At 41.8% G+C, this 26,708-nt stretch carries 26 protein-coding genes; 9 read left to right on the top strand and 17 right to left on the bottom strand.

The features are described 5' to 3' along the window. Positions 1-38 precede the first annotated feature (38 nt). The gene (yidD, locus tag RM347_RS09815) at positions 39-533 is read right to left on the bottom strand and encodes a membrane protein insertion efficiency factor YidD (RefSeq protein ID WP_322720787.1); all 495 of its coding nucleotides are present in this window, start codon (positions 531-533) and stop codon (positions 39-41) included. A gap of 183 nt (positions 534-716) precedes the next feature. On the opposite strand from yidD, the gene chlP reads away from it, so the two are divergent. Together chlP and RM347_RS09805 are read left to right on the top strand one after the other, a co-directional pair. After that, positions 717-1,937, top strand: a complete 1,221-nt coding sequence (chlP, locus tag RM347_RS09810; RefSeq protein WP_322720788.1) for a geranylgeranyl reductase — start codon at positions 717-719, stop codon at positions 1,935-1,937. A 285-nt stretch (positions 1,938-2,222) separates the two neighbouring features. Further along, positions 2,223-3,575 carry a pentapeptide repeat-containing protein gene (locus RM347_RS09805; protein ID WP_322720789.1) on the top strand — a complete coding sequence of 451 codons (1,353 nt, stop codon included), beginning with the start codon at positions 2,223-2,225 and terminating at the stop codon, positions 3,573-3,575. A 73-nt stretch (positions 3,576-3,648) separates the two neighbouring features. Here RM347_RS09805 and RM347_RS09800 read toward each other — a convergent pair whose 3' ends face one another. The 3 genes from RM347_RS09800 to RM347_RS09790 form a co-directional block, all read right to left on the bottom strand. Then, positions 3,649-4,269: a Uma2 family endonuclease gene (locus tag RM347_RS09800; RefSeq protein WP_322720790.1), complete on the bottom strand. Its 621-nt coding sequence runs from the start codon at positions 4,267-4,269 to the stop codon at positions 3,649-3,651. 141 nt (positions 4,270-4,410) lie between these two features. Then, entirely contained in the window at positions 4,411-5,196 is a 786-nt protein-coding gene (gene map / locus RM347_RS09795; protein WP_322720791.1) for a type I methionyl aminopeptidase, read from the bottom strand. Positions 5,197-5,206: 10 nt separating this feature from the next. Next, the gene (locus RM347_RS09790; RefSeq protein WP_322720792.1) at positions 5,207-6,217 is read right to left on the bottom strand and encodes a Gfo/Idh/MocA family protein; all 1,011 of its coding nucleotides are present in this window, start codon (positions 6,215-6,217) and stop codon (positions 5,207-5,209) included. Positions 6,218-6,942: 725 nt separating this feature from the next. Between RM347_RS09790 and RM347_RS09785 the strand changes: the two genes are divergently transcribed. Further along, the gene (locus RM347_RS09785; protein ID WP_322720793.1) at positions 6,943-7,242 is read left to right on the top strand and encodes a ferredoxin; all 300 of its coding nucleotides are present in this window, start codon (positions 6,943-6,945) and stop codon (positions 7,240-7,242) included. Positions 7,243-7,502: 260 nt separating this feature from the next. Here the strand turns inward: RM347_RS09785 and RM347_RS09780 are convergent, their stop codons facing one another. Then, positions 7,503-9,242: a SpoIID/LytB domain-containing protein gene (locus tag RM347_RS09780; RefSeq protein WP_322720794.1), complete on the bottom strand. Its 1,740-nt coding sequence runs from the start codon at positions 9,240-9,242 to the stop codon at positions 7,503-7,505. Between the two features lie 114 nt (positions 9,243-9,356). Between RM347_RS09780 and RM347_RS09775 the strand changes: the two genes are divergently transcribed. The 4 genes from RM347_RS09775 to RM347_RS09760 all read left to right on the top strand — a co-directional run bounded on the left by RM347_RS09775 (position 9,357) and on the right by RM347_RS09760 (position 12,368). Beyond that, entirely contained in the window at positions 9,357-9,620 is a 264-nt protein-coding gene (locus tag RM347_RS09775; RefSeq protein WP_012410090.1) for a ParB N-terminal domain-containing protein, read from the top strand. A gap of 92 nt (positions 9,621-9,712) precedes the next feature. Continuing rightward, positions 9,713-10,204: a Dps family protein gene (locus tag RM347_RS09770; RefSeq protein WP_322720795.1), complete on the top strand. Its 492-nt coding sequence runs from the start codon at positions 9,713-9,715 to the stop codon at positions 10,202-10,204. 164 nt (positions 10,205-10,368) lie between these two features. Beyond that, positions 10,369-11,022, top strand: a complete 654-nt coding sequence (gene grpE / locus RM347_RS09765; protein WP_322720796.1) for a nucleotide exchange factor GrpE — start codon at positions 10,369-10,371, stop codon at positions 11,020-11,022. 1,019 nt (positions 11,023-12,041) lie between these two features. After that, positions 12,042-12,368: an STAS domain-containing protein gene (locus tag RM347_RS09760; protein WP_322720797.1), complete on the top strand. Its 327-nt coding sequence runs from the start codon at positions 12,042-12,044 to the stop codon at positions 12,366-12,368. Here the strand turns inward: RM347_RS09760 and RM347_RS09755 are convergent, their stop codons facing one another. The 8 genes from RM347_RS09755 to RM347_RS09720 form a co-directional block, all read right to left on the bottom strand. After that, positions 12,369-13,505 (bottom strand): PP2C family protein-serine/threonine phosphatase, encoded by a 1,137-nt coding sequence (locus RM347_RS09755; protein ID WP_322720798.1) that lies wholly within the window; start codon positions 13,503-13,505, stop codon positions 12,369-12,371. It abuts the gene before it with no gap. Between the two features lie 153 nt (positions 13,506-13,658). Then, a complete protein-coding gene (locus RM347_RS09750; protein ID WP_322720799.1) occupies positions 13,659-14,426 on the bottom strand; it encodes a DUF1350 family protein in 768 nt (255 codons plus the stop codon). Further along, the gene (locus RM347_RS09745) at positions 14,401-14,544 is read right to left on the bottom strand and encodes a hypothetical protein (RefSeq protein WP_322720800.1); all 144 of its coding nucleotides are present in this window, start codon (positions 14,542-14,544) and stop codon (positions 14,401-14,403) included. The genes RM347_RS09750 and RM347_RS09745 overlap by 26 nt, the downstream gene beginning before the upstream one ends. Before the next feature lie 210 nt (positions 14,545-14,754). Further along, entirely contained in the window at positions 14,755-15,474 is a 720-nt protein-coding gene (locus RM347_RS09740; protein ID WP_322720801.1) for a hypothetical protein, read from the bottom strand. A gap of 335 nt (positions 15,475-15,809) precedes the next feature. Further along, complete coding sequence (locus RM347_RS09735) at positions 15,810-17,732, bottom strand: M48 family metallopeptidase (protein WP_322720802.1); 1,923 nt, start codon at positions 17,730-17,732, stop codon at positions 15,810-15,812. A 6-nt stretch (positions 17,733-17,738) separates the two neighbouring features. Then, the gene (locus tag RM347_RS09730; protein WP_322720803.1) at positions 17,739-18,326 is read right to left on the bottom strand and encodes a LemA family protein; all 588 of its coding nucleotides are present in this window, start codon (positions 18,324-18,326) and stop codon (positions 17,739-17,741) included. A gap of 200 nt (positions 18,327-18,526) precedes the next feature. Beyond that, a complete protein-coding gene (locus RM347_RS09725) occupies positions 18,527-18,778 on the bottom strand; it encodes a hypothetical protein (RefSeq protein ID WP_322720804.1) in 252 nt (83 codons plus the stop codon). Positions 18,779-18,783: 5 nt separating this feature from the next. Continuing rightward, the gene (locus RM347_RS09720) at positions 18,784-19,011 is read right to left on the bottom strand and encodes a DNA-binding protein (RefSeq protein WP_322720805.1); all 228 of its coding nucleotides are present in this window, start codon (positions 19,009-19,011) and stop codon (positions 18,784-18,786) included. A gap of 49 nt (positions 19,012-19,060) precedes the next feature. Here RM347_RS09720 and RM347_RS09715 point away from each other — a divergent pair, with 49 nt between their 5' ends. Next, on the top strand, positions 19,061-19,309 hold the full coding sequence (locus RM347_RS09715) for a putative toxin-antitoxin system toxin component, PIN family (protein ID WP_322720806.1): 249 nt from the start codon (positions 19,061-19,063) through the stop codon (positions 19,307-19,309). Between the two features lie 60 nt (positions 19,310-19,369). Here the strand turns inward: RM347_RS09715 and RM347_RS09710 are convergent, their stop codons facing one another. The 4 genes from RM347_RS09710 to RM347_RS09695 form a co-directional block, all read right to left on the bottom strand. Next, entirely contained in the window at positions 19,370-20,389 is a 1,020-nt protein-coding gene (locus RM347_RS09710; RefSeq protein WP_322720807.1) for a tRNA-dihydrouridine synthase family protein, read from the bottom strand. A 302-nt stretch (positions 20,390-20,691) separates the two neighbouring features. Next, a complete protein-coding gene (locus RM347_RS09705) occupies positions 20,692-21,582 on the bottom strand; it encodes a hypothetical protein (protein ID WP_322720808.1) in 891 nt (296 codons plus the stop codon). Between the two features lie 205 nt (positions 21,583-21,787). Continuing rightward, complete coding sequence (locus tag RM347_RS09700) at positions 21,788-21,982, bottom strand: hypothetical protein (RefSeq protein ID WP_322720809.1); 195 nt, start codon at positions 21,980-21,982, stop codon at positions 21,788-21,790. Positions 21,983-22,535: 553 nt separating this feature from the next. Further along, the gene (locus RM347_RS09695; RefSeq protein WP_322720810.1) at positions 22,536-24,749 is read right to left on the bottom strand and encodes a phosphoketolase; all 2,214 of its coding nucleotides are present in this window, start codon (positions 24,747-24,749) and stop codon (positions 22,536-22,538) included. A gap of 188 nt (positions 24,750-24,937) precedes the next feature. Here RM347_RS09695 and RM347_RS09690 point away from each other — a divergent pair, with 188 nt between their 5' ends. Then, the gene (locus tag RM347_RS09690; RefSeq protein ID WP_322720811.1) at positions 24,938-26,320 is read left to right on the top strand and encodes a cytochrome P450; all 1,383 of its coding nucleotides are present in this window, start codon (positions 24,938-24,940) and stop codon (positions 26,318-26,320) included. The last annotated feature ends 388 nt before the right edge of the window (positions 26,321-26,708 follow it).

Here is a 26,708-nt window from a genome sequence, read left to right as displayed (position 1 = left end):
ACATATACCATATATAATTATTTATAGATGAACAAGATTTAGCTACCGCAACTGCCGCAATCAAGGAAGCTACAATCAGCACCACTGCAATCTAGGAAACTGCAATCAGCAGCGCCACAATCAAGAGTCATGCTAACCATCTCGGCACAATTGCAGCCCAAATCGGCACAATCAAAACAGTCAGTATTGTTGCTGCTAATAAATGAGGATTTTTGAGTAACTTTCCGAGATGCTTGTTGTCGTTGCTGCGTGTCTGCTTCCTCCTGTGTGGATTTTTCTGAGTTCTCGATTTGCGACCGCAAAATTTGGTTAGCTTGCTTGCAAGCTTGAAATCGTTCACGGGAATAGACAAAAGCCGCTTTTAACCCTTCCTTGGCAACTACCCGCTTGATGTATTGAGAGCAAGATTCGCCGCCATATAGTATTCTGTGGGCACAAGCAAAACCTTTGTGTGGGGAAATGTGCTTTTGATATCCAGTAATTGCAGCGGCACTAACTTGTCTAGTAAAAGAATCGAACAAGGAAATCTGCATATTTTGGGACTGGGGACTAGGCAATATTTTTCATTCTTCCCAATCCCCATTCCCCACTCCCCATTCGTATCGAAACATTAAGGAATATTGCATTTCAGCAGAAACCTGAAGGTAAAGCGCGAAATCACCCGAAAGACCGTGGTAGTATGCTCTCGGTAAATGTGAAGATTGGGAGAAAGACCTTTGACACTACGGGTTGCTGTTATTGGGTCAGGCCCTGCTGGTTCATCTGCCGCTGAAACACTGGCAGCCTCTGGGATTGAAACCTACCTGTTTGAGCGGAAGCTAGACAATGCAAAGCCTTGTGGGGGTGCAATTCCTCTATGCATGGTGAGTGAATTTGACCTACCACCAGAGATTATCGATCGCCGAGTACGGAAGATGAAAATGATTTCACCTTCCAATCGGGAAGTTGATATCAATCTGATAAATGAAGATGAATATATAGGAATGTGCCGCCGGGAAGTGCTAGATGGCTTTTTGCGCGATCGCGCGGCAAAAGTAGGCGCAAATTTAATTAATGCCACTGTTCATAAACTTGATATACCAGGAAACAATACCGATCCCTATACCATCCATTACATTGACCATACAGATGGGATATCACAGGGTATTGCCAAAACCCTGAAAGTGGATCTAATTATTGGGGCGGATGGAGCTAATTCCCGCGTTGCCAAAGAAATGGACGCTGGGGATTACAATTATGCGATCGCTTTCCAAGAGCGGATTCGCTTACCCGAAGACAAAATGGCTTACTACAACGACCTCGCCGAAATGTATGTCGGTGATGACGTTTCTACCGATTTCTACGCTTGGGTTTTCCCCAAATATGACCACGTAGCTGTCGGTACTGGTACAATGCACATCAATAAAGCCAGCATCAAACAGTTACAAGCTGGCATCCGTGCTCGTGCTTCCGAGAAATTGGCAGGCGGTAAAATCATCAAAGTAGAAGCCCACCCCATTCCTGAACATCCCCGTCCCCGTCGTGTTGTCGGTCGCATCGCTTTAGTGGGAGATGCTGCTGGTTACGTAACCAAGTCCTCTGGTGAAGGTATTTATTTTGCCGCTAAATCTGGGCGGATGTGTGCCGAAACCATTGTAGAAGCATCTAATAGTGGTAGCCGTATTCCTACAGAAGGCGACCTCAAGGTTTACCTGAAGCGTTGGGATAAAAGATACGGACTCACTTACAAGGTGTTGGACATTCTGCAAACCGTGTTTTATCGTTCCGACGCTACCCGCGAGGCGTTTGTGGAAATGTGTGATGACCTCGATGTGCAGCGGCTAACATTCGATAGCTATCTGTATAAGACGGTTGTTCCAGCTAATCCCATCACCCAACTAAAAATTACTGCCAAAACCATTGGTAGCCTGATTCGAGGTAACGCCCTTGCACCTTAACTGAGTGTGGAATACAGGGACTTTCAACAAATAAATTACCCAATTTTGTGGGGTGGACATCCTGCACGCTCATCAATCAGAGTAGGCAAGACGCCCACCCCACAACATATATGTTAATTAAAGCTTTTTCTATTTGGAAGTCGCTGCTCCTAAAAATTGTGTGTACTTTACGCCATTGAAAACTGCTAAATTTAGCCTTTCTCAACTGCATCGAACGTTTTTGGTTTAGTGCGATTTCTGATAAAACAGATGTTGAACTGAATCTGCTGGGGCAAAATAGAAAACATGACGATTGAATCCAATTCCTCTAATCTACCAACCCCAGAACCAGACCCCGAAAATGATTTGCAGCCGGATGACTTTGACGGGAGTGCAAATGAGAAAAACCTAGCCTCAGAAGCACTAGCGACACAACAAGCACTAGCAGCAATCGCATCTTTGAGATCTCCGCAATATACAACTGCTCTACAACAAGCCCGTTCTGAGGTCAAGCAACCCACTAGCAAGCAATTTATAGTTAAGCCAAGGGCATTGCTGATTACTCTAATCGCGATCGCCATCACCTTCATTGGAGTTATCCTCAATAACTGGATCATCGGCATTATCGGAACGCTGATAACTTTGTTGTTATCCCTAGCGATATTATTGCCTTGGTTGCAAGAAGTTTTAGACGAGTGGTTTTCAGCTCAAGAACGCACACTGTTTGTTGCCTTTTTGGGACTAATAGTAGCAATCATTGGCTTGATCAGATTCACAGGTATAGGCGATCGCTTGCTGCTTTTAGGACGCCAGATTAACTGGGATATTGCTGGTAGCCTAGCAGAATGGTTTGGCGCTTTGGGGCAAATTCTCATCGCGATCATCGCCGTTTACGTGGCATGGCGGCAATATGTAATTTCCAAAGACTTGACAATTCAGCAAAACCTGCTCACAGTTCAGCAAAATATTATCACCCAGCAACAGACAATTGATTCTTATTTCCAAGGCATTTCAGACTTGGTGTTAGATGAAGAAGGATTATTAGAAGATTGGCCTCAAGAAAGAGCGATCGCTGAAGGACGCACTGCGGCAATTTTAAGTAGCGTTGATGGTAGTGGTAAAGCGAAAATTCTCCGCTTTCTCTCACGTTCCAAGTTGTTGTCACCCCTAAAACGCGATCGCCTATTAGGTCGAGCCATTCTCGACGGAACTGGCGGATATGCAGAAGACCGCCTCGAAGGTGTGCGCGTCATCGATTTAGGCGTAATGCTAGCCGCAGCAGACCTTTCTGGTACTGATTTACGTTGGACTGACCTCAGCGAAGCTAATCTTGTCCGCGCTAACCTGGCCGGTTGTGACTTAGTAAAAGCCAACCTCTCACGCACAATTTTATATAATGCTAATCTCAATGGTGCCGATATCAACGGGATTCGCCTATTCTATGGCGTAGCAGATAAAGCCTCACCCCGCAGTCGCACTGAACCACCAGATTATGAAACCGGCGAACAAACTGGCGCTGTGGTGGAAAATGCCGATTTCAGCAATGTGCAACGGATGTCTGAGTCTACGCGTAACTACTGTTGCACTTGGGGTGGCGAAAAAACTAGAGGTACTATTCCTGGTGGTTGTGAAGGTATTCCCAATAAGTTGGGAAGATAACTATACCAATTTTGGATTATCTTTAACCAATTTAAATACTTCTCCCCAGACAGGGGTAGATGTTCCCTAATGTCTAACTATAGCGGCCCGCAGCAAATATCTGTTCTGCGGTCAAATTCAGGTCTGGAAATGTTTGGGATATGAGGCGTTCTGTTCCCCTAAACTGCTGTCCTTCATAAATTCCATCCACTAACTGATAAATCGTGATTACAGGTTGTTTGGATAAGCCAATGTAGCGTTTGCCTCCTAGCCCTAGATAATCTGCGATCCAATACTCATCAATGCCTAAAGCTTCGTAGTCTTCCACTTTCCGGGCATAGTCATTCTGCCAATTAGTACTGACGACCTCCACGACCAATTTGACAGACTTGCCTAGTGTAATCACTGGCTCAGTTTTCCATAATGGCTCATTCGCCAAAGCCGTCTGATCGAGAATCACAACATCAGGCCTAAAGGCTGAATTTTGACCTAATGGTTTAATCAGGCATTTCATGGGAATAAACCAAGGCAAGTTGAGCAGATCAATTGCTACGTTGAGCTTACGATTAATCAACCCAGCTACCTGTTCATGAAGTCCAGTGGGTTCCAAGTCGATTAGTTCTCCGTCGATTAACTCGTAGCGTACATCATCCAGATAGCCAGCAACGAATGCCTCAGAGCTAAGAGTACCCGTATTAAGAGTGGCTGAGACCATAAAGATTTGTCCTTTCAGGTTCAGAACTAGAGCAGTAATATCTGTTTTTAATTATTCTAGCTAGCTCTACTGATGGGCTATCGCCTCAGACTACTGGCTTTGGTTTATCCCAAGCGAAAGAGGTTTTTTCGTAAGGTGTTATTATACAGCCCAGTAATTCTCGCCTTCTGGTAGGGTGAGGATTTCAACGCCATCTTCAGTTACAGCTAGGGTATGCTCGCATTGAGCAGAAAGCTTGCGATCGCGCGTTACAGCAGTCCACTTATCGCTGAGAACCTCGACTTCGTAAGTACCTTCGTTAATCATTGGCTCAATGGTAAAAACCATCCCTGGTCTGAGGCGCTTGCCCTTACCGCGTGTGCCATAGTGGGGAACATCCGGTGCGGTATGGAAAATGTTACTGATGCCGTGTCCAACGAAATCTCGCACCACAGAAAAGCCTTGTGCTTCAGCATACTCTTGAATGGCTGCACCAATATCGCCAATGCGTCCCCCAGGTTTAACTTCAGCAATACCCAAGCGCAAACACTCTTCTGTCACTTCTACCAGCTTTCTAGTTTTTGGGGAAGGAGTACCAACAAAGAATGTCTTGGATGTATCGCCGTGATAACCCTCAACAATCGGCGTTACATCAATATTAATAATGTCACCTTCTTTGAGGATTTGCTTGGCGTTGGGAATACCGTGACAGATCACCTCATTTACACTGGTGCAAATCGATTTAGGATAACCCTTATAGCCAAGAGGTGCGCTTTTTGCTCCATGCGCTTGCGTCCAACGTTCGGCTTCATCATTTAGTTCCAGAGTGCTAACTCCTGGCTTCACAAACGGTTCCAAATGCTGGAGAAGTTTAGCAGCTAAACGCCCAGCTTGACGCATTTTGTCTAATTCTCGTTGGGATAAAATAACAATTAGTTCGGTTTTCATTAACTTTTATCTAGATATCTTTTATAAACATAGTTAACCCTGTCTGTGCAGCTCTTTGTGCAGCATCAGCAACCTTTAGGGTATACAAGCTCTCCTCTGGAGTAACGTACAAAGGAGTCCCGTCAAAAAGATGGTCTAACACCATACTCGTGTCTTTGGCAAACAAACCCCGGCGAGGGCCAACCTCTATAGGTGTTGTTTCCCCTGGCTGGATGAATATTCCTGTATCGCCATCAAAAATTAAACCACCTTTTTCACCGTGAACTTCAAACTTGCGTTCTGATTGCCAAATACTTTCGCCTTTGCCATACACTACTTGGGCTAAAAGTCCATTGTTAAAGCATAGTTCACTAGTGCAGAAACAGGTTTGGTAGTATTCTGGTTCTATTCCCCAATATCGCTGGTGACAGTTAACAGTAAATACTTTACCAAATAAATCGGTGAGACGATGTAGGCGAGACAGGGCACCAATTAAGGGAAAGCCGAAAAATTCGTGGTTATAAGTCCATTTACGGGGTGCAGGATTTTGGGGATTGATGGTGCTGTAGCGAACATAAAACACTTCACCAATTTTTTCTAAGTTTTGCTTCAAAGCTTGATGCAAACCACCCAAAAGTTCCAGATGTTCAACGTGCAGAAGTTTTTGTTGTGCTTTGGCTAAGGTAATCAGTTCTTCAGCTTCGACTACATCCAATGAAAGAGGATACTCTACAATTACGTGTTTGCCGTTGGTAAGGGCTGCACGAGCGATCGCACCATGATCTCGATTAATAGTAGAGATTACCACTAGGTCTATATCTTCACGCTCTACTAGCTCTTGCCAAGAACTCAACGCTTCAATCTGGTAATCTCTGGCAAAGGTTTCGGTTTTTTCTGGGGTATGACCAACAACTGCGACTAAATGCGATCGCACTTGCTCATTATGGAGAAATGCCTCAGTCCGAAACTTTGCCGCATACCCAGTACCTACCAAACCTACACGCACTCTTGCTTTTTCCAAAGCTGCTTCTGAATTATACATGATCTTCACTAGTTCTATGTTTTGATCCTCCCACGCTTCTAGTAGTGAGATTCTTTGTTCATGGTGAATCCTATGATTTCACCAGTCTAGACTCTACAACATTCGTCTTACTCCCTCAAGGACGCATGAGACTTTATCGAGGAAGGCAGGAGGCAGGGCAGGGCTGTTTATCTCTATAACGTAGGATCTTTATCAAGATGAGGATCAAAAAAATTTGGGAAATTGGGAAAAAGAAAAATTACCGTTTCAACCAGAAAATTTGAGTACGATCTGCGATCGCGGTAGAGCATCTCTATAAAAAAGCGTTGCGATCGCCATACAATTGTCTAATCAGATTTTTTAATGATTTTTTTGCTAATAACGCTTGTAAATCAGCGCCTTTTAGGAAATGAAACAGCCCTGCTTTTTAAGGCAGTTGGAGGATCTCTTGTGCGTAAGTCCTACAAACTATAAGATACATTAATCTTATTCATGTTTCATTTTACATAACATAAATTTTACTAATTACAACCTGATTAGGGCAGAAAGATATATAAATAAAACTTATCGGTATTAAGCAACTAAATTTCATTACTAATCGGGTTCAATTTCCAGTTACATCGTTTAATTTTTCTCGTAGTATCAGAATTGAAGCAAATTTGAACCAGCGGCTAATTCCACAGAACAGCCGTGATCTTTGCCTTAAGATAACTTATACTGCCGTTTGCAAAAGAGAGGATTACTCAATGCCAACTTATAAAGTGACACTCATCAACGAGGCCGAAGGACTAAACAAAACACTTGATGTTGAAGACGATACCTATATTCTAGATGCCGCTGAAGAAGCTGGTCTTGACCTGCCTTACTCTTGCCGCGCTGGTGCTTGCTCGACCTGTGCCGGTAAACTGATATCGGGTACTGTCGATCAGGGTGACCAGTCATTCTTAGATGATGAACAAATAGAAAAGGGATATGTACTGACTTGTGTTGCTTACCCAACCTCTGACGTAACAATCGAAACTCACAAAGAAGAAGATCTTTACTAAGAGTTAAGCGACTCAACCATAAACCTCTTGCAAGAGTTCATAATGTTAACAAAATAGAAGCAGGGCGTTTAGGCTCAACACCCTCCAAATGCCGTGTGTGCTTCCAAAAGCGACTTTGACAAAAAGCCTAATTTTCCTGGCAAGCAGGAACACAGTAGATGTTGTGTTCCTGCTTAATTTTTTAAGTATGAAGTTCCTCTTTGCCAAAGGTAAGATTTATAGCATTGATTTAGGGCTGAAACACTCTTAATGTGGGTAGTTTACAGCTTAATCTCTTTGCTGAGAATTTGAATCTGAGTACCAGGATAGTAAAATTGGAGAATTTTTGGACTTGACCAACCTAGTTTAGCTAAATTTTGAGCGCCAGTTTGACTCAAGCCGACTCCATGACCCAATCCACCACCAATAAAAGCGTATCCCCAGAGTTCCGGTTTGCCTTTGTTCAGGGGTTCTATGTAAAAAAGCGTACTTGTGGGAGCGGCAAAGGCACTGCGAACTTCGTCTTTGTGCAGAATAAAGGTGCTGCGATCAGTTTTAACCGCAAGTTCAAGGATACGTCCACTTTCGCTTCGCTTGACTACTGCCATAGCCTGAATTGTCTTAAATTTGGCATGGGGACTGTTTTTCACCTGCAAAAATTTCTGCAAGTCTTTGGTAATATCCTTTAAAGGGGTTTCCTTGTGCCAACGAAACATATCCCACTTGCTTTCATTAAATCCTTGTTTCGTATTAATAAATTTTTGGAAGTTCTTTTCATCTGCTAAACTCTGCTTAGACAAATTCCAAAAATTAGTTGCAGCATCTAGTACAGGGCGCAGATAGGGACGATCATCGCCATTCCAGACATCGCTGAAGGAAGCGGTGACGCCACCAGTGGTGGAAGAATACAGAGCATCTACTAGTTCATTTTTATAAGTTAGTACTTTACCCCTAGTTGAGGCGATCGCTTGGTCTGTTTTAGCAGCTGCTCCCTTCAGCCCATAATAAACTTGGCAGTGAGTATCAGCACACAACTGATAGTTGTCTGCGGCAAACCTGCGTAAATTTCTCAAGGCATAAGTCCGGGCGAGAATTGCTTGGGCTTCCAGCGCCGCTTTTGGTGCATCTGTGCCTATTTCGTAAGGTACAACCCCACGCAAATAAGTTTCTAAAGGTACTTGATTAACTAGAGTGTATGTGCCGTAGGAATTTGGCTGCAAATTCAGTCGCCCGGCATAAAGACGAGCAAACTCTTGTTTTTCGGTTTTATTTACCCGAATCAAGTTTTTATCAGTGCTAATTTCCAAATCATTCGGGCTATAGCGGTTACCATCCACCACCCAACTCACTCGCGGCACTTGTTTCAAAATCTTAGTATCAAGATATACTTTTTCTTTGGTAGAAGCTTGGATGTTTTGTAATAGCAAGCGTCGCAGTAAAAAAGTGTTGTAAACATCTCGTTTTGCCCAAACCTGCCAGCGTTCTGGCTGGGCTATTTCCACTTCTATTCCCTGAGAACGCCATTTATTAGCACTGTCTTCCGCAGTTTCAAAAGTGCGGTATGTACCCAAAACTACCACTTCTTCGACTGCTGGCTGGGGTAAAGCTTGCATGACTGTTTCCAGCTTTACAGGGTTCTTGGTAACCAGGGTTTGCTGCTTGTTGCCTGCTTTAAATTTTAGCTTTAAGCGATCGCCTTTTATGGGTTCTAGTTGTAGTTTGGCTGTGGGTTGATCGCCAAATCGCTGCACAATCCCAATTTTCAGTTCCATATCCTGGATATTGCTCTCAGGTCCTGATGCAGCAGTCAGCCCCAATAGACAAAATGTTGTCAGCACAGTGTGGGAAAAACGCCAAAACGAAAATTTCATGACTACCTGATAGCGTTCGCGGAGCGTTTCGTAGAAAAGCGATAGCGAGTAATCGTTCGCGCAGCGTCTCGTAGAGAGCGTCTTCTGCCCCTTAATACGGCGTTGGAGCTGTTTTTCCAATTGCTTTGTAGCGCGGTTTTTTTGTCGCATGAGTGCTCCAATGATACCATTACCAATTTTGCCCCCAAATTAGTTGCAAAACGAAGTCATAATGACTATGATTTATTTAGAGGCACAAAACAGAACTAGTTGGATAAACTCCTTATGGTTAGAGTCCAAGAAATTCCATTAAATCAGATAAAACGGCCATTGCCCCGTGCAAACGATCCAAATAAAGTGCAAGCTTTAATGGAATCGATTGCGGAGATTGGGCAGCAAGAACCGATTGATGTCCTAGAAGTAGATGGACAATATTATGGCTTTTCTGGTTGTCATCGGTATGAAGCTTGCCAGCGTTTAGGCAAAGAAACCGTTTTAGCCAGAGTCCGTAAAGCACCCCGCAGCGTTTTAAAGATGCACTTGGCATAGAGAATGGGAGTAGGAACTAGGGAAGAGTTTTTCAAATCCCCAGTACCCAATACTCAATCCCCCATTACATATAACCTAATTAGGAGAAAAATATGTCATCGAAAGTAACAGTCAAAAATGTAAATATCGGCATTGACGAGGCGAGTAGGGCTAAAATTGCCGAGGGTTTATCTCGCCTGTTGGCTGACACTTATACACTGTATCTGAAAACTCATAACTTCCATTGGAATGTAACGGGGCCGATGTTCCAAACACTGCATTTGATGTTTGAGACCCAGTATACAGAATTAGCCTTAGCAGTTGATTTAATAGCCGAGAGGATTAGAGCACTTGGCTATCCTGCACCAGGAACTTACAGCGAATATGCCAAACTGAGTTCGATTGCAGAAACTCCCGGAGTTCCTAAAGCTGTGGAGATGATCGGCTTACTAGTAGAGGGACAAGAAGCCGTAGTCAGAACTGCACGGTCTATTTTCCCCGTGGTAGAGGAAGTTAATGACGAACCTACCGCTGATTTATTGACTCAGCGGATGCAAGTACACGAAAAGACAGCTTGGATGTTGAGAAGTTTACTGGAAGAATAAGAATAGGGAATAGGGCATAGGGAATAGAAAAACTTAATTGCCAATGCCCAATACCCCATGCCCAATACTTCTTTACGAGAGGCTGCGCCCTAAGCGTAGCTATGCCGCAGGCTTTACGGCTTCTCTATGAGACGCTGTTCGCGTTCGCTCAGTACAAGTGCCCAATGCCCAATATTGACTTCACCCAAAAGTTGCAAGATTTAATGCAACAGGTGGGTATTTCTAGTTTTAAAGCGCTGAGTCGCGCTGCTGGTGTCTCAGAACGCCAACTTTTGCGGTTACGCCAAGGAAAGTTAGAGCAGACGCGGTTAGATGTGCTCCTTAAGCTGTCGCCAGTGCTACAGATACCATTGATTGAATTAGTCACAACTTTTTCAGCCGTCAAGTTATTACAAGAGAAAACAGCACCTACTCAGGAATTGTTACAAGAAATTACAGATTTAAGAAAAGAGTATCAGCGATCGCAGCAACAAATAGAACAGCAGCGAGAGATATTACTACAAGAACTCCAGCAGTCGAGTTTGCAACTGCTGGAGTCTTTATTATTGCAATGGCCAACGGCAGCACAGAAAGCGCAAGAAAATCCACAGCTAGCAGCAGTCAAAATAGTACCGTTGGTGCAGAAACCCCTGGAAAAGCTTTTACAGGCGTGGGGAGTGGAAGCGATCGCACCCGTGGGAGCAGAATTACCTTATGACCCCCAACTGCACCAATTGATGGAGGGAACAGCACAACCTGGAGAAAAAGTCAAAGTGCGCTACACTGGCTACCTTCAAGGTGAAAAGCTGCTTTACAGAGCCAAAGTGAGTGCTGTTTGAGGGAGTTAGGAATTAGGGTTGAGGGGTTAAAAATTCATAACTCTTTACTTTTTGTATTGTCTGTTAAGAAATGAGAGATATTGGGAATACTAAAATAGCACAGGCGATCGCCTCAGAGAACTTCTGTTAGAGCGTTGGTGTAGGTTTGAGCTTGCTTGGCGCTGTTGAAAGCGAAATTTTTGGCTCTAGAGCGGCAGTCCAGAGGTAAATTCTTTCAATTATGTAAGTAATTGGACATAAATAAACGTAAATGCTAGTTACTATCATAAATACTCAATAGTCAAGAAATAATTATATCTTCTAATGATTCCGATATGAAACCCTGATAGTTGAGTAATTTTCATAGTATTTTTGCTTGTAGTGCCGAATTGGGGGCTGAAGACTGGCAAAATTTGGTGGGTGATGCAGACCCGCCACAAAATTGCAGATAATCTATACCCACCACCCAGTATTCAGGCAGAGGAACACTGCTGCTAGACTCGGTTTAGCTGCGCTATCGCTCCAACCTGTTGAATTTTTAATTGTTTAATGACGGTTATCATTATGAGGTTTATTGGAGAATCTTAGTTTTGCAAAAATATTTGGGAAATAATCTGAAAAGCAGTAACTTCAACTTGTAGATCAATATATATCTATACCAATCAGATGCAAGCAAGTCGGCGTTAAAAAATCAACCCACATAACGAAATAACAAATCTGTGAACACCTTATAAATCGGTTATTCTACTTTTTTACTAAACATACATGAGTTTTATCGTGCTGACTTACTTACCAGGTTTATTTATAATTGGTTTGTTACTAGTAATAAAGCTATAGTTAACTAAGCTAATATGTTTTTTGTCTTCCCAAAAAACTAGATGAAAATGTTTATAATTAATCTCTATATGTCCTAATTAATTACAAATTATTACTCACTATTTAATCTTCGCTTTTATTTTACAAGCAATTTTAAATGTTCTATGATGGGTATATAATAGCGAAATCAGAGCATCATTTACACAAATTAGCGTGACATAATTATGAAAGAACAAGTAAAAGTTATTAAGCTCAGTGGTAATTTAAACGCCACAACTTCACAAGATTTTCGACAAAATATCACTAATATTTTAGAAAGTGGTGCGAAAATTGTGTTAGTTGATTTTAAAGATGTAACCTTTATGGATAGTTCCGGTTTGGGAGCTTTAGTCTTAGCGTTCAAAACCTTAAGAGCAGCAGATACTAAGCTTGTTCTGTGTTCAATTAATGAGCAAGTCAGGATATTATTTGAACTGACTAATATGGATAAAGTCTTTGAAATATTCCCAAGTCAAGACGCATTTAATCAGGTTTTGGTTTCCAAGACGTAATTAATCAAACTTCATTTGCAAAATAGATAAATCATCATCAAAAGCATCTTTGGAGTTCAGAGCGATTAAATAACTCAGTACGTGATCGAGTTGGCAATCAGCAGGATCTTGTAAGCTAACCAATAGCTGAATAAAAGCATCCAAACTCCAAAGCGTGCCATCTGATTTAGTGATTTCATAAGCGCCGTCACTAAAAATATAAAGCGTACTGAATTTTTCAATATTGCAAAACCCATCAACATATTTTGCCTCTGGAAACATCCCAACTGGCATACCTGGGGTTTTCAAAAGTTTAACTTCAGACTTTCTTGGAGATGTACCGGTCACTAAAACTGCTGGTGGATGACCGGCACTAGCATAAATTAGTCGGCGGTTGATTCGGTTGTAAACTCCGTACCAAATCGTAAAGTATTTATCATTTTGATAATTCATCTGAAAAGTATCATTCAAAGCCTTTAATACATCACTAGGTTGATAATAATTCAGACTTTTAAGCGCACGGGAACGTAATAGATTCAGTACTGAGACAGAGGGAAGAGTCGCTTTGAGTCCATGTCCGGCAGTATCGAGTAAGTAAATTGCGAGATAATCGTCATCGAGCCAATAGTAATCGAAACAGTCACCGCCGAGTTGTCGCGAGGGAATGAATCGGAAATTGATATTGAAGGGTTCGCTCATGGAAAGAGGCAGCAGCGATCGCACATATTCTGCTGCTTCTGACATTTCTGATTCCAAAAGCAACTTTTGAGCCTGCAAATCTCTACTCAACTGATGCAAGCGTAATCCCGCTCTTACCCTTGCTTGTAATTCATTGTGTTCGATAGGTTTGGAGATAAAATCATCAGCTCCAGCATCTAGACCTTTGACGCAATCAGCAACGGAATCTAAGGATGTTAATAAAATAAAGAATGTGGTATAAAATTTGGGGTCTGTCTTAATGCGGTGGCAAACTTCCAGTCCAGTCAAACCCGGCATGATCCAATCACAAATAATTAGTGCTGGACGATAAGCCAGTGCCTTTTCTATTCCTTCCTCGCCGCTACTGGCGGTAACTACCTCATAACCCTGTTTTTCCAACATCCTTTTCAGGAGTATTTTTATTGAATAGTCGTCATCAATTACTAGTATTTGAAACATATAAACTTGCAAGAAACACTCATTAATAATTTTTTGTACAAATAGAGAATAAAAATACGATAGGGGTAATTAGTTAGTAGGATCATCCAGATATACTACTAACTAATTTATCTTTTTATATCAAATTTATGACTGTTTAACAGTCATAAAACATTATGGCGCTGCCAGAGGATTTAGCCACAAGAGGATGCTGCTTTTTAGCTGGTTTAAGTCGCGGTATGCTTCTTGCTTAAACCATTGCCCTAAGGCATCAAAGGGGGTGAAAGATGTCCCAGTTTGCCATTTAATATCTTGACCTAGAGGTGTTGTGTGAGTTCCTGGTAACGTTTTTGTTGTCACCATGTCATCAAAGCGTTCTTGTAAGATTTTGGTTAAAGCTGCCGATTGATCAATGGTGTCATTGCTAAATTTTATTAATAAATTGCGTCGGATATTGTAGCTCTCTTGGACAAGCTTGTTAGTTTCCAATGGTGAAGGGGTAAACTCGATCGCAAAAGTAGAATTGAACTGTTCTACTAGGGGAATAGCTTCTTTTGCGGCGTAGTTGTTGAAGGATATTAAAATATTGCCTGCGCGTTCTACTTTAAAGAGGCTACCAATCAACAGGTGAAGTTTACAGCCCATGCTGTGTCCAATGCCGTAGATGGGGTAGTAAAGCTTGCGTAATGCCCCAGAGTCATGTAGGCGTTCGAGGGTGCGGTCAAAGTTTAGCAGCACAGATTTTGCGATCGCAGTATGATCCAATGTATTGACGAAAGGGGTAGCAATTACAACATAACCTTTACTTGCCAGTTGTTCGAGCAACCAGCGATAAGTGATGTGCGGTGCAGTTGCGACAAATGCACCTCCTAAAAAATGAACGATACCTATGGGATTTCGGGGAATGATTACCCAGTTACCTCTGACTTCTTTCCAGTCCATGCGGATGAGCGATCGCTTTAGGAATATTCTTTATGTTAGACCGGGGATCGCAACCGTGGGAAGGATTATGGAAAAAGCCATTGAGAATATCTGGCGAGTAGCTTGGAAGCCAACCCATTCAGCAGCATCTATCGATTTATTGGAACCATCTACACGTTCTCCAACTCTTACTGAGTGCTGAGTGAATTCAGGAATGCTTTCTAAATCCCCATTACAAAACTTAATTATGTTAGCGATAGCGTAACCCTAGGGGGAAGCAAGCTACGCAAAGCGTCTTGTAGAGAGGAACGAGCGTCCCTAGGAGCGTCATTACGAATTACGAATTATTTCAACGCTGAGTCTGTAATCTTTTCATTTCGTGTTGCACATCTAATGCTATTTGTAATGCTTCATTGAGTAACCTTCCATGCTCGCTAGCCTGTTCAGTTACTTGCATGGCTGTTAAAGTTGCTAAATTGTTGACGAATAGTTCTGTATTACTCAGGATAAAGCTCTTATTCTCCCTCAAAATCTTTTCTGTCTTCAAAGCACGAACTAAATCAGCTTTGGTCAGTTTAAGCGCTTCGAGAACACCCTCTCTTTCCTTTATAACTACTTCTGGATTACCAGCTTCTTCTATTTGATCGTTGATATCTATTACTTTAATAACAGTATTATATCTATTGACCTCATTTAACAAAATTTGCAGAGATTTTGTCATATTGTTTTTGATAATTTTATTTTTAGTTTTCCATATTAAATATAAAATAGTTTGCGTAAGACCACCAACCCAAAGACCTAAAAAAATTAACAATATCCAAGATGGAATTGTTATCCAATTAACAAAAACTTTAATAATTATATCAAATAGAATATAAACAAAAACAAATGTAGAGAATCCAATAAAAACTACAGTTGCTCCTTCAGAGCTTTTAAGTTTTTGTATATATGTTTTTGCTAATATTTGCAAAGGATTTGTAATGATTAAAAGTTCCTCATTGACAGGCAAATTAGTCAGATTTTGCAGTTCTTTCTGACTAATTTCCAAGCCCTGTAAATCATCCCGCACAGCTTTTCAACCCTTGCCAGAATAGTTATTTAATCTAATATAGCAATCAAATTTCTGGAATGCTGGCATTTTGTCTAAACTTTTCAGGCAAGTTAATACTTCTAGACAATGTAAAGATTTTTTGTACAATATGATACTCTTTTGCGAAGATAACTATTTATACTATAAGAGTAACTAGAACGAAACTAAATCAATTGCCTGTAAATGTAATGTAAATGCAACAGGTTATTGTCCTGGTAAACAGCCATTTACAACTACAAGAAAGACTAATGGAAAAGTCCGCAAAAACGAACTTTGTTTGTTTAGTTATAAATAATCGTGTCTCACTAATTACATTAACTTCGCTTTGGAGAAAATTGTTTCTGTTTTGAAACGCCACGCTGAGGGTTTAAAAATGGCGGGATGGGACAGTCTAGCGTCATGGCGATCGCTCTGAGTAAATCTCCTTCTGAAGGAGTAACTTTGTTATCCAGCAGTACTGTGTGGGCGCAAGCATCAACAATAGCTTGCTTGAGTTTGGGACTGGCAAGGCGGAGGCGATCAATACTTTTCTTGAGTTCAGTGAAATTACAAGTAAGTGGTATTTCTGGTTTTTCTTGCTCTCCGGCTTTGGGAAGTCGAAAAACTCCAGAACGAAAAGCATAGGCGATGTCTTCGCTGGACGCATCGGGTTGAGAGTGTCCCACGCGGGCAATTACGGACAGTACTAATAGACTATCTGGCCAAATCTGTTCGATGGAGGTGAATTCTACCGTTGTAGCCGAGGTGGGATTTATACTAGGTTGGAGCCGATGCCACAGTATTAACTGCAACACAAAATGCCACAGCGATAAACTTCCAGTGGCTACAACTAAACCGTGGACGCATTTGCACAGCCTTTGGCATTCTTTGGCAGAATTTTGGCGTAATACGGGTACTGCCAAATCCACAAGTGGCAAGCGAATGCTGGAGTCTAACTGGCTAATTTCGCTACTCAATTCCAGGGTTTTTTCTACCAAATCAGCAGGCTGCACCTCGCGTAACCAAGCAATTTGACGTTCTTGGATCTGGAGATTTTCCGTATCTAAAGCTAGTGCAAAAGCGATCGCCATTGCACTTTGCTGCTCCCGTACACCCAAGCGCAGGGATTCTGGTAACTGCGATAACAGGGCTTGAGCATGGGCAAAATGCTCTGGTGTGACACTTCCAACTTGGTTTATAACCTGTGCTGGTGTGGCGTCGGAACCACCAGCAAAGCCCATTGTTAGAGATTCCTGGGCGGGGGAAAGCATTTGATTGCGAGATGGCATTGCTGCTAAATTGCGAGCGTTCAAACCCCCAACACGGCGGATACGTTCTGCTAAGGGTGGGTGGGTAGAAAACATATTTTCCCAGAAAGAGGGGTTGAGGGCATTGCCAAAAAACATGTGGCTAGCGGCTTCTGCACTCGGCGAAATCAAGCGTGAATCCATTTGTTGGAGTTTTTGGAAGACTCCGGTAAGTCCGTTAGGATTGCGAGTGAACTGTACCGCTGACGCATCGGCGAGAAATTCCCGTTGGCGAGAGACGGCGGCTTTAATCAAGCGTCCGCAAAGTAATCCGATACCGCCAATTGCCATCAGTGCTAAACCAAAAGCCCACAAAGGCAAACCCTTGTCTTCGCGGGAACTACCACGAATGCGCCAGAGCAATTCTCCAGTTAAATAAATGAACAAAATCCCATGCAACAGTCCCACTAAACGCAAATTTAGCCGCATATCTCCATTGAGAATATGACTGAATTCGTGGCCGATGACTCCTTGCAGTTCATCCCGGTTCAGGTGTTGCAAAGTTCCACGGGTAACTCCAATTACAGCATCATTGGGCGTAAATCCGGCAGCAAAGGCATTAATACTGGTTTCTCTTTCAAGGAGATAAACTTCTGGCACGGAAATACCAGAAGCGATCGCCATTTCCTCGACAATATTTAATAGTTGCCGCCCTTGTTCATCCGCCATTTCTGGTAGCAGGAGTCTTCCTCCTAACTCCTGAGCAATTACGCTTCCGCCCTCCCGGAGATAGGCAATTTTATACAGACTTCCAACTGCGATCGCAATTATTGTAATCCCAGCTACATAGAGAAATAACCCTGGATGCCACCAAACACGGGGAGCCATGCGGAACAGAAATAAAGTGGCAATATAAATCGCAATAATCATGACTGCGATCGACAGGGAAAATAATCCAATTAATTGTTGCGTATTTTGGCGTGCCCGATCCTGATGTTCAAAGAAATTCATAGATACCTAAAAAGACACGCGTGGAGCATTTCTCATTTCTGGAGTAGCTTCGGCGAGCAATTCTGCAACAGTAAAGTTAAAAGTATTTGCCACAAGATTGCTGGGGAAAGATTCGCTTTTGGTGTTGTAAAGTGTCACCGCGTCATTAAAAGCCTGACGTGCAAAAGCAATCCGGTTTTCTGTGGAAGATAATTCTTCCATCACCTGAGTCATGGCGCGATCGGCTTTCAATTCTGGATAAGATTCTGAAAGTACCATCAACCGACTTAACGCACCCGTCAGCGCCCCTTCTGCATTGCCCAACTGTTGCATCGCTTGGGGATCGCCGGGATTTTGTGCCGCACGACTGCTAGCATTAATTGCAGAATTCCGAGCCGCAATTACTGCTTCTAGAGTTTCCCGCTCATGTTTCATGTACCCTTTGGCAGTTTCCACTAAGTTGGGAATTAAGTCATAGCGGCGCTGTAATTGAACATCGATTTGAGAGTAAGCATTTTTGTAACGGTTGCGATACTTAACTAAATCGTTGTAAGCATTAATGATAATTACAGCAATAGTTGCGACCAAAGCAAAAGAAAATATTAAAAGCCCCATATTTTTAGATGATTTTCATCAGGTAATTACTTTTTTGCAGATTTACCAATTACGGTAATTTTTATATCCAGCAAAATTTCTGTGGATATAAAGATGAGTCTACTTTTAGCAAGTTAGCTTCGTCGTCTGTAAAATTAATTACGCAAATTTACTGATGGATTCACAACTTGTCTAATAAGCCGAGAATCTGAGCAAATAAGTTATTTATGAATCTGGGTGAATAGGGAATAACCGCTGACAGCAAAAATAAAAAGTATGGCGGCAGGAAAAATTATTACATCCCTGACAAGAAATAAAATCCAATCTTTTCTTAGTTCCTGTTTAAACTTGATCTCTCGCAGTTTTCGATCAAGTTCTACGTCTTCTTTAGACTGTAAATTTACTGTTGAGAGAATTAGTGGATTGTCGCCTTTGTTAGCAATAATTTTTGATAAATCTGTTCTATCTGTCATGCTGTTTAGATACCAATAATTTCAGTTTCAAGATTTTGCTTATCATCTACGATCCAAATATATTTGCCTTTTTGCTTGGCTTCTAGGGCTACTTCTAGGAGTGCGATTGCCTTTAACAGCACATCACCATTATCTCCATTAATCTGTTGCGCCAGATTATTTAGTGTCTCATAAAGTTCTGGCGATAAATCTAAGTTCATTTGAGGTCTTGGGGTTTTATCTTGTGCAGTCATTGTATATTTTCAAGGATACGAGGGTGATACAAACTTAGGGGGATTGTTGGTGTCCGAGTCCATTTGGGTTGAGCTAGAACAAGTACTCGCTCAACCCAAATTTAATCGGTACACCACGTCAGAAGAACGCAACGATTTCCTGGTGGATTTGCCCGAAACTGTACAGTTCATTAAAGTGACTGAACAGATTAACGAATGTCGAGAGCCAAAAGATAACAAATATCTAGAATTAGCAGTCACTGGAAAAGCAGAATGTATTCTGACCGGAGATGATGATCTGCTAGTGCTAAACCCCTAGAGAGGCATTGAAATTCTGATTGTTCAAGAATTTTCAGCAAAGAACTAGTGAAATAGCGGGTTACACGCCAGAGTAGGGTGCTAGGGCTAAAGTTTTCGTCAGATCAGCAAGGAGAAAGCGATCGCAGAGGTTTAACAGTTCTACCTCAGTCTGCGTCTGTCGCATCAGCCGCAGGAAATGACCATCAGCGTCAACACTCAGGGCAATGTAGTTGAGGAACATTTTGAGGTAGCCTACGCGCGATCGCACTGGCATAGTTGCTGCTGTAGGGGTTTGCCATAAACGATCGATATAGTTGCGTACCTCTACTAAAGGAACGGGCGCGATCGGCTCGAAGCGCAAAGCTTGCCGAATTTGATTAAAAAGCCAAGGATTGCCGATCGCCCAGCGTCCCACCATCACACCCGCCGCGCCCGTTTGAGAAAGCACTTTAAGGGCAGTTGTCGCAGAATGGATATTACCATTGGCAAGCACTGGACAATCAACCCGTTTCACCGCTTCAGCGATCAAATCATATTTCACAGCCCCGTGGTACATATCTTTCACCGTGCGACCATGCAAACTCAGCAAATCAATGCTGTGGCGATTGATCGTATCTAAAATTTCGTAAAAGTTATCTGTATTTTCAAAGCCTACGCGCATCTTGACGGTCAAAGGGCGATCGTTCACAGCAGAACGCAGTTCTCCCAAAATCCGATCCACTTTTTCTGGTGAGAGCAGCAATCCACCCCCAACATTTTTGCGATAGATTCTAGGTGCTGGACAGCCCATGTTCAAGTCAACTCCAGCGATATTATAGTTGCAGAGTTCCTTTGCTGTTCTTACTAAGTCTGGAATGCTTTCGCCAATCATTTGAGCAAAAACGGGGCGACCCGTGTCGTTTTCGGTGATTGCTGCCAGAATGCTACGATTTAGCCGTGAGGTATCATTCACGCGGAAATACTCGGTGAAGAAGTAGTCAGGGCTGCCGTAGTGGGCAATGACTTTCATAAACCAGAGGTTTGTGACATCCTGCATGGGCGCAAGAGCCATGAGGGGTAGGTCTGGATGCCGCGATTGAGGGAGCGATACCTGGGACATAGAGATTTTAGCGATCGACAAAACATCACTCTATCAAAAAAGCCATATTTAATGCTTCTTTGCAATCAGGTTAAGCGTTGTTAGGGGACTTGTAAAAAATAAATTATTCCAAATTATTTGTAGATTTGTAGGGGCACAACGCCTTGCTGCCCCTACGATGGGATGTTTCTAATTATTTTACCTGAACAGTATACAAGTACGTCCCATTGGTAGAAGATAAATTGTGCGATCGCGGCTGATAATCTAATTTATAATGGCATACAGCCAAATAATATTTTGAATTTTAAAATATATGCAAATATTTATACAAAAAGTTTTAGTGGATGATTCGTCTGTGTTATTTGATCTTGTAAATGCTCATGTTTTAACTTCTGCATCTCTTCTTTAAAATTTTTCTGAACGATTTTGACGATTAAAGCTTCCAAATCTGCGACTGTCAAACCACTTAGAAGCTGATCTGATGAAGCTTGGAAGTTTTGCATAGAAAATATTTCTGCATCTTGCTGTATTAGCGTGACTGATGGTTTATTCTTTAGCTCAGAGGAATTTAATAATTCACGTTTAATCATATTTTCAGTTATTTTAGGATTTTTTTGATTCCAATTTGACACAATTTCAAAATAACCCGCGGCATCTTCTAAACAATACTCAAACATATTTAATAAAATATCTATCCAACCGCTTTTTCGTAAAAATACTTTTCTGGGATTCTTACGAAAATAACTACCGCCAATCTTTTTATTTACTTTAATTTCAAGGTGTTCAAACAAACCATTTAAACCTTTATAGCCATATAATTGTGAATAATCTCTAAAATCAAATAACTTTATTTCATTAACGTTTGAATGTATGGCTAGAGCTTTTGATCTATTTCTCAACGTTATCAGATCACTATCTTTTATATTGAAGCCAATAAATATTTTATTTTTAAATCTTTCAATATCTTTTATGATTTCCTCAACAAGTTGATTTTCCTCAGATTCAAATTCTAAAAACTTAATTTTTATATATTGTTGCTTACTTGTTTTGAGAAGCCGAGTAATGGTGTATCCATATATTTTTTGTACTGCTTTTCCCTGTACCTGTAAATAATCCGGCCAAAATTCTAAGTCAAGAAAAACCAAATCATAGATAGAACCATTAGAAAAGTTATTGATAAATTGCCCATCAATCTTGACCTCTATCTTATACATAAAATACTTTGGGGATTATTTACATATTAAAAATATACAAAAAAATAATTACAATCAAAACAGGATATACACGTATTGAACCGCTAACCTTTCTGCGTTCATCTGCGTGCATATCCGGTTAAAAATCAGATTTTTCTACCTACAAAACCCAGCTTTAATCCACTAACCCGATAGCACCTTTCCTCAACCCTCCACAGTCAATCTATTAAACGCCATATTTTCCATAAAATGTATCGCGCTTTGTCCTGGCTTGTAAATAAATCAAGTTTTGAACTCGTAAACTAACTTTTGTGACTTGTAAAGCAGCTTTTGCGACTTGTAAAGCAGCTTTTGTGACTCGTAAACTAACTTTTGTGACTTGTAAAGCAGCTTTTGCGACTCGTAAAATTGTTATTGTCAATGAATTTCAGCAAATTTACCCGCATTTATCCTGTCTCCTAAGTTTTCTTCAATAAAAAAACGCAAATATACGCATTGCAACGTTATTTTCAGCGTTTGTATACGTATATTTGCGATAAAATTAAAAACAATTCCAGCTTTAATGCACTAACGCGATCGCACTTTTCCTCAAGTCTCCACATTCCCCACGCTTCCAAATAAAAATATCACCCTTCGTCCTAGCTACAAAAATCAAGTTTTGCAACTTGTAAACTAACTTTTGCGACACCAAAACCAGCTTTTGCGACTCGTAAACTAACTTTTGCGACTCCAAAACCAGCTTTTGTCAAAGAATTTCAGCAAATCTACTCCCATTTTTCCTGCTTGCTAAGTTCTCTTCAATAAAAAAACGCAAATATACGCATTCCGACGCAATTTCAGCGTTTCTATACGTATAAATGCGATAAAAGTAGAAACAATTCCAGCTTTATTTAATGAGCGTTGCTAAATCTAGGGATGAATATCTCACGCAAAGGAAAATTCAAGAAAATTATCCCGCATTTATGCAATATCATTTAATGCACTAACGCGATCGCACGTTTCGTCAACGCTTCAGCAGTCAATCCATTAAACGCCATCAACTCGCCAGCACTCGCGGTAGTCTCCCCACGTTTCCAAGCAAAGGTGTCGCGCTTGGCTGTACTCCGTAACAGAATTGGTTCTAGCATCCCCGCCGCACCACCAGTAACAGCAATTAGCGCATCGCCATCAAATAATTTGGCAAATTTCGCATCATCCAAGAAACCGCCTTCGGGTTCAGAACAGGTATCCCACGCAGTATCATGGCTACGGTACAATTGCCGAGGATTAATCACAGTAACTATCTTCACGCCAATACCTTCAGTTTCTAAGAAAGCAGCAGCTTCAAATACTGGCATTAATGTTAAATCGCCAATCACAGCAAATACAACTTGTCTATCACCAGCAACTTCATGTAATAGCACCGCACCATCGCGCAGCCCTTGACGAGTTTGTTCTAAAGTTGTGCGAATTGGCAATGGTGATTTACTAGCTGTAATCACAACTCCCTTATTCTTAGTTTTCAACGCCCAATCATAACAAGCTTGAATACTATTAGCATCAGGGGGAAATAATGGGAAAATATTTCCATTTCGCATCAACGAAGCAAAGTAAGCTTCAATTTCTGGACGTTGGTGAGTCCAACCGTTGCGCCCTTGCTCTAATGCACCAGCTGTGAATAAAGTAATAGTCGAAGGAGTTTGACGACGCAATTCTGCCATTGCTTGGGTTACAGTTTGCCAAATTGGTAATCCGTTGATGGCAAAAGATTCGTAGGAACACCACAAAGTTCTCGCACCCATTAACGCTAAACCCGCAGCTAAACCGGCACAAGCATCTTCACTCAGTGGTTCATAAACTTGTCCATTTGGTGCTTGATTATATAAATCGTCGGTTGTGGGGTGGATAATCTTTAATGCTTGGTTGATGTTGGCAATTCCTGATGCTTCGTTACCGTCGGCGTTAGTGACGAGGAAATCCCGATCTTTATTTCCAACTATTCCTACTAATCGTCCCATTGCGGTTGTGGAAACTTTGGCTTCGCCTCCAACTGCATATTCTTCTAAAGGTAATTCGCCTAAATCTGGTAATGGAAATTCAAATTCTGTCACCACAGTTTTTGCTGCTGGGCCTCCGCCAGCGCGTTCTGCATTTGTTCTGACTAATTGCCAAGCATCCGCAGATAAAGCACGGGTTTGCAATGCACTGATAATATGGGGTGCATCCAGCGTATCTTTAGGATAAAGGTTGTGAGATTTTGCCCCCCGCGCGTGGACTCCTGCACCTTTAAGTTGTTTAATAATGAAGACGGTAAGCTTACCACCCAATGCCGATCGCGCTGCTTTATCTACACCCGAAAGTACTGCTTGAGTGAATGCTAGGCGTTTCTCAAAAGAAAAGGCGGTACTATCAACGTAATCCCCTGGTTGATCTCGATCGTCGAAATCCTTGGCATCCACTAACACGACTTCATCAAAACCGTTACCTTGCCAATATGCTTGCATCTGTTCGTTGGTTTTGAGAGAAACCATGCTGTGATGTTCTTGGCTGTAACCATTCCACACCAGCACCGGTAAGAAGTTGGTGACAGCAGGATAAGCTGTATGGAAATGTGCGATCGCACTTACAATATAAGGCTCACCCAATCCACCATCACCAACTGTGAAGGGAAATAATTTATCTTTGTGCAACAGTGCAGCCGCCATTGCAAAGTGTTGCCCTTGTCCTAATGGCCCAGCCGGTGCGAGAATACCGGGGATGTAACCAGAAAGATGTCCTAATAATCCATGCTTTTCTCGGAAGCGATCGCGCAATTGTTGGACTGTAAAAATTCCCATATCCTCTAGCGAACGATCCAAGAACATGGCACTATAAAATCCAGGGGCGTGGTGTCCGACTTCGGTAATAATGTTCTTGTATCCCAGCATGACAAGAGATGCATAAGCTTCTGCTTGGCTGGCGAATCCGCCGGGATGCCCAGAAGCCTTACTACCAGTAACTTGTAAAGTCAGGTAGCGCAGGGCATCGGCAGCAAGTAAAGTTTGATATACAGCTGCTTTGTCTGTGGTCGATGCGATCGCTATTTTGCCCAACTCTACAGCAGGTGTTGCACCATAAGTTTCAAAATCTGGTAACGCTTCACCAAAATATTGAATTCCTTCAGAAAAATCGGGAAGCGCTGAAGATGCCTTTGGAGAGATTGCAGTCATGCTGAGTACCTTTTGACGATGAGGTGAAACTGTAGATGCTCGTTGAATTTAACAAAAATTTTACATCTTCGAGGTTGTAACAGTTTATTGCTTTTTTGCAACGTTAGAATAAGTACTTTAAATGGTTACTCAACCAAAATTCCAGTTAGTTGAAGTTGCAAAAAAATATTAACTAGGAAAAAAAATTTATGAAATTCCCAAATGGTCCTCAAACTCCAGCAGTTTTACAGATGATCCGCTGGATTGCTAATCCAATGTCATTTATGGAGGCTTGTGCCAAAAGCTATGGCGAGATTTTTACTCTCAGATTAGACAAAAATCTTCCTCCTTTGGTGATTGTCAGCAACCCCCAAGCGCAACAGCAAATTTTGACAAATGATACCAAGGAATTAGAAGCCCCTGGCGATCTGAATCAGGTGTTTGAACCTTTACTGGGCAAGCATTCTGTGATTAGCATTAGCGGCGCAGAACACCAGCGTCAACGCCAGTTGTTAATGCCTCCCTTTCACGGCGAAAGAATGCGGAATTATAGCCAGGTAATTACCGATGTCACCAAGCAAGTTATCAGCCAATACCAGATAGACAAGCCCTTTAATATTCGGTCTGCTACTCAAGCTATTACTCTGCGGGTGATTATGCAAGCTGTATTTGGTCTACATGAAGGGCCTCGCGCCGAAAAACTACAGCAATTTTTGGGCGATCTTTTAGAAAAGGCCAGTTCTCGGTTAAGTGTGGCTTTGCTTTATTTTCCAGCTTTGCAAAGGGATTTTGGGCCGATTAACTTCTGGGGAAAACAGATGCACCTTCAGCAAGAAGCTGACCAACTCATCTATGAGGAAATTCGGGAACGTCGAGAACAAGCAGATTCATCAGGCACAGATATTCTTAGCTTACTCATGGCTGCTAGGGATGAAGCAGGTCAACCCATGACCGATCAAGAATTGCGCGATGAATTAATAACTCTGTTAGTCGCTGGTCACGAAACCACCGCGACAGCCTTAGCATGGGCATTATACTGGATTCACAAAATACCATCAGTGCGCCAAAAGCTACTGCAAGAATTAGATAGCTTGGGTGATAACCCAGACCCCGGCACCGTTTTCAAGTTACCCTATCTCAACGCTGTTTGTTCCGAGACATTGCGGATTTATCCAGTAGGTATGCTAACTTTTCCCAGAAAAGTAAGAACCCCGATATCGCTGGGCGGTTACGAACTAGAACCGGGTACAGTCTTACTTGGTTCTATTTATTTGACCCACCAGCGAGAAGATATTTACCCAGAACCTAAACAGTTTAAGCCAGAACGCTTTTTAGAACGGCAATTTTCTCCTTATGAATATTTGCCCTTTGGGGGTGGTGCAAGGCGTTGTATTGGTCTAGCATTTGCCCAGTTGGAAATGAAGCTAGCACTCGCCAAAATCCTTTCCAGCCGAGAATTAGAACTAGTTGACAATGGTGAAGTGCGCCCTAAACGCCGTGGTTTGGTGACAGGCCCAGATCGTCCCATCCAGATGGTTGTCACGAGTCAACGTCAGGTGAAATCTCCCATCCTAGAGACAAGCACTGTTTGATGTTGACGGGTTTGATGGTTGCGTTCAGCAAATCTTCAACTTTCATCTATACATTTAGATAGATTTTCAATACTTCCATATAATCCCTCATAGTCCTTTTTTAAAGATGTCTATGGGGGTATTTTAATATATTGCAACTTTTGTAAAAAATAAGTTTTCACATTTTCGACTAACCCTAACTGATAAACATCCATTACATCTAATCCATCGTGTCATTACCATTGTCTCTAGCAGTCGTGTAATATATTTGTTACCAAAAAGGCAAAACTTAAAAGACAAACAATACTTTTTATTTAATTACTCAATCCTCCGAGTTGAATATATCGCAATGTAGATTCGCTCCTTAGGATCTAGCCTTTACAGTAAATAGTAAGAGGACATTTAGGAG

The organism is Nostoc sp. ChiQUE02 (genome assembly GCF_034531305.2).
In the GTDB taxonomy this organism is placed as follows: Bacteria; Cyanobacteriota; Cyanobacteriia; order Cyanobacteriales; family Nostocaceae; genus Nostoc.
This window is presented reverse-complemented; position numbering and strand designations above follow the sequence as displayed.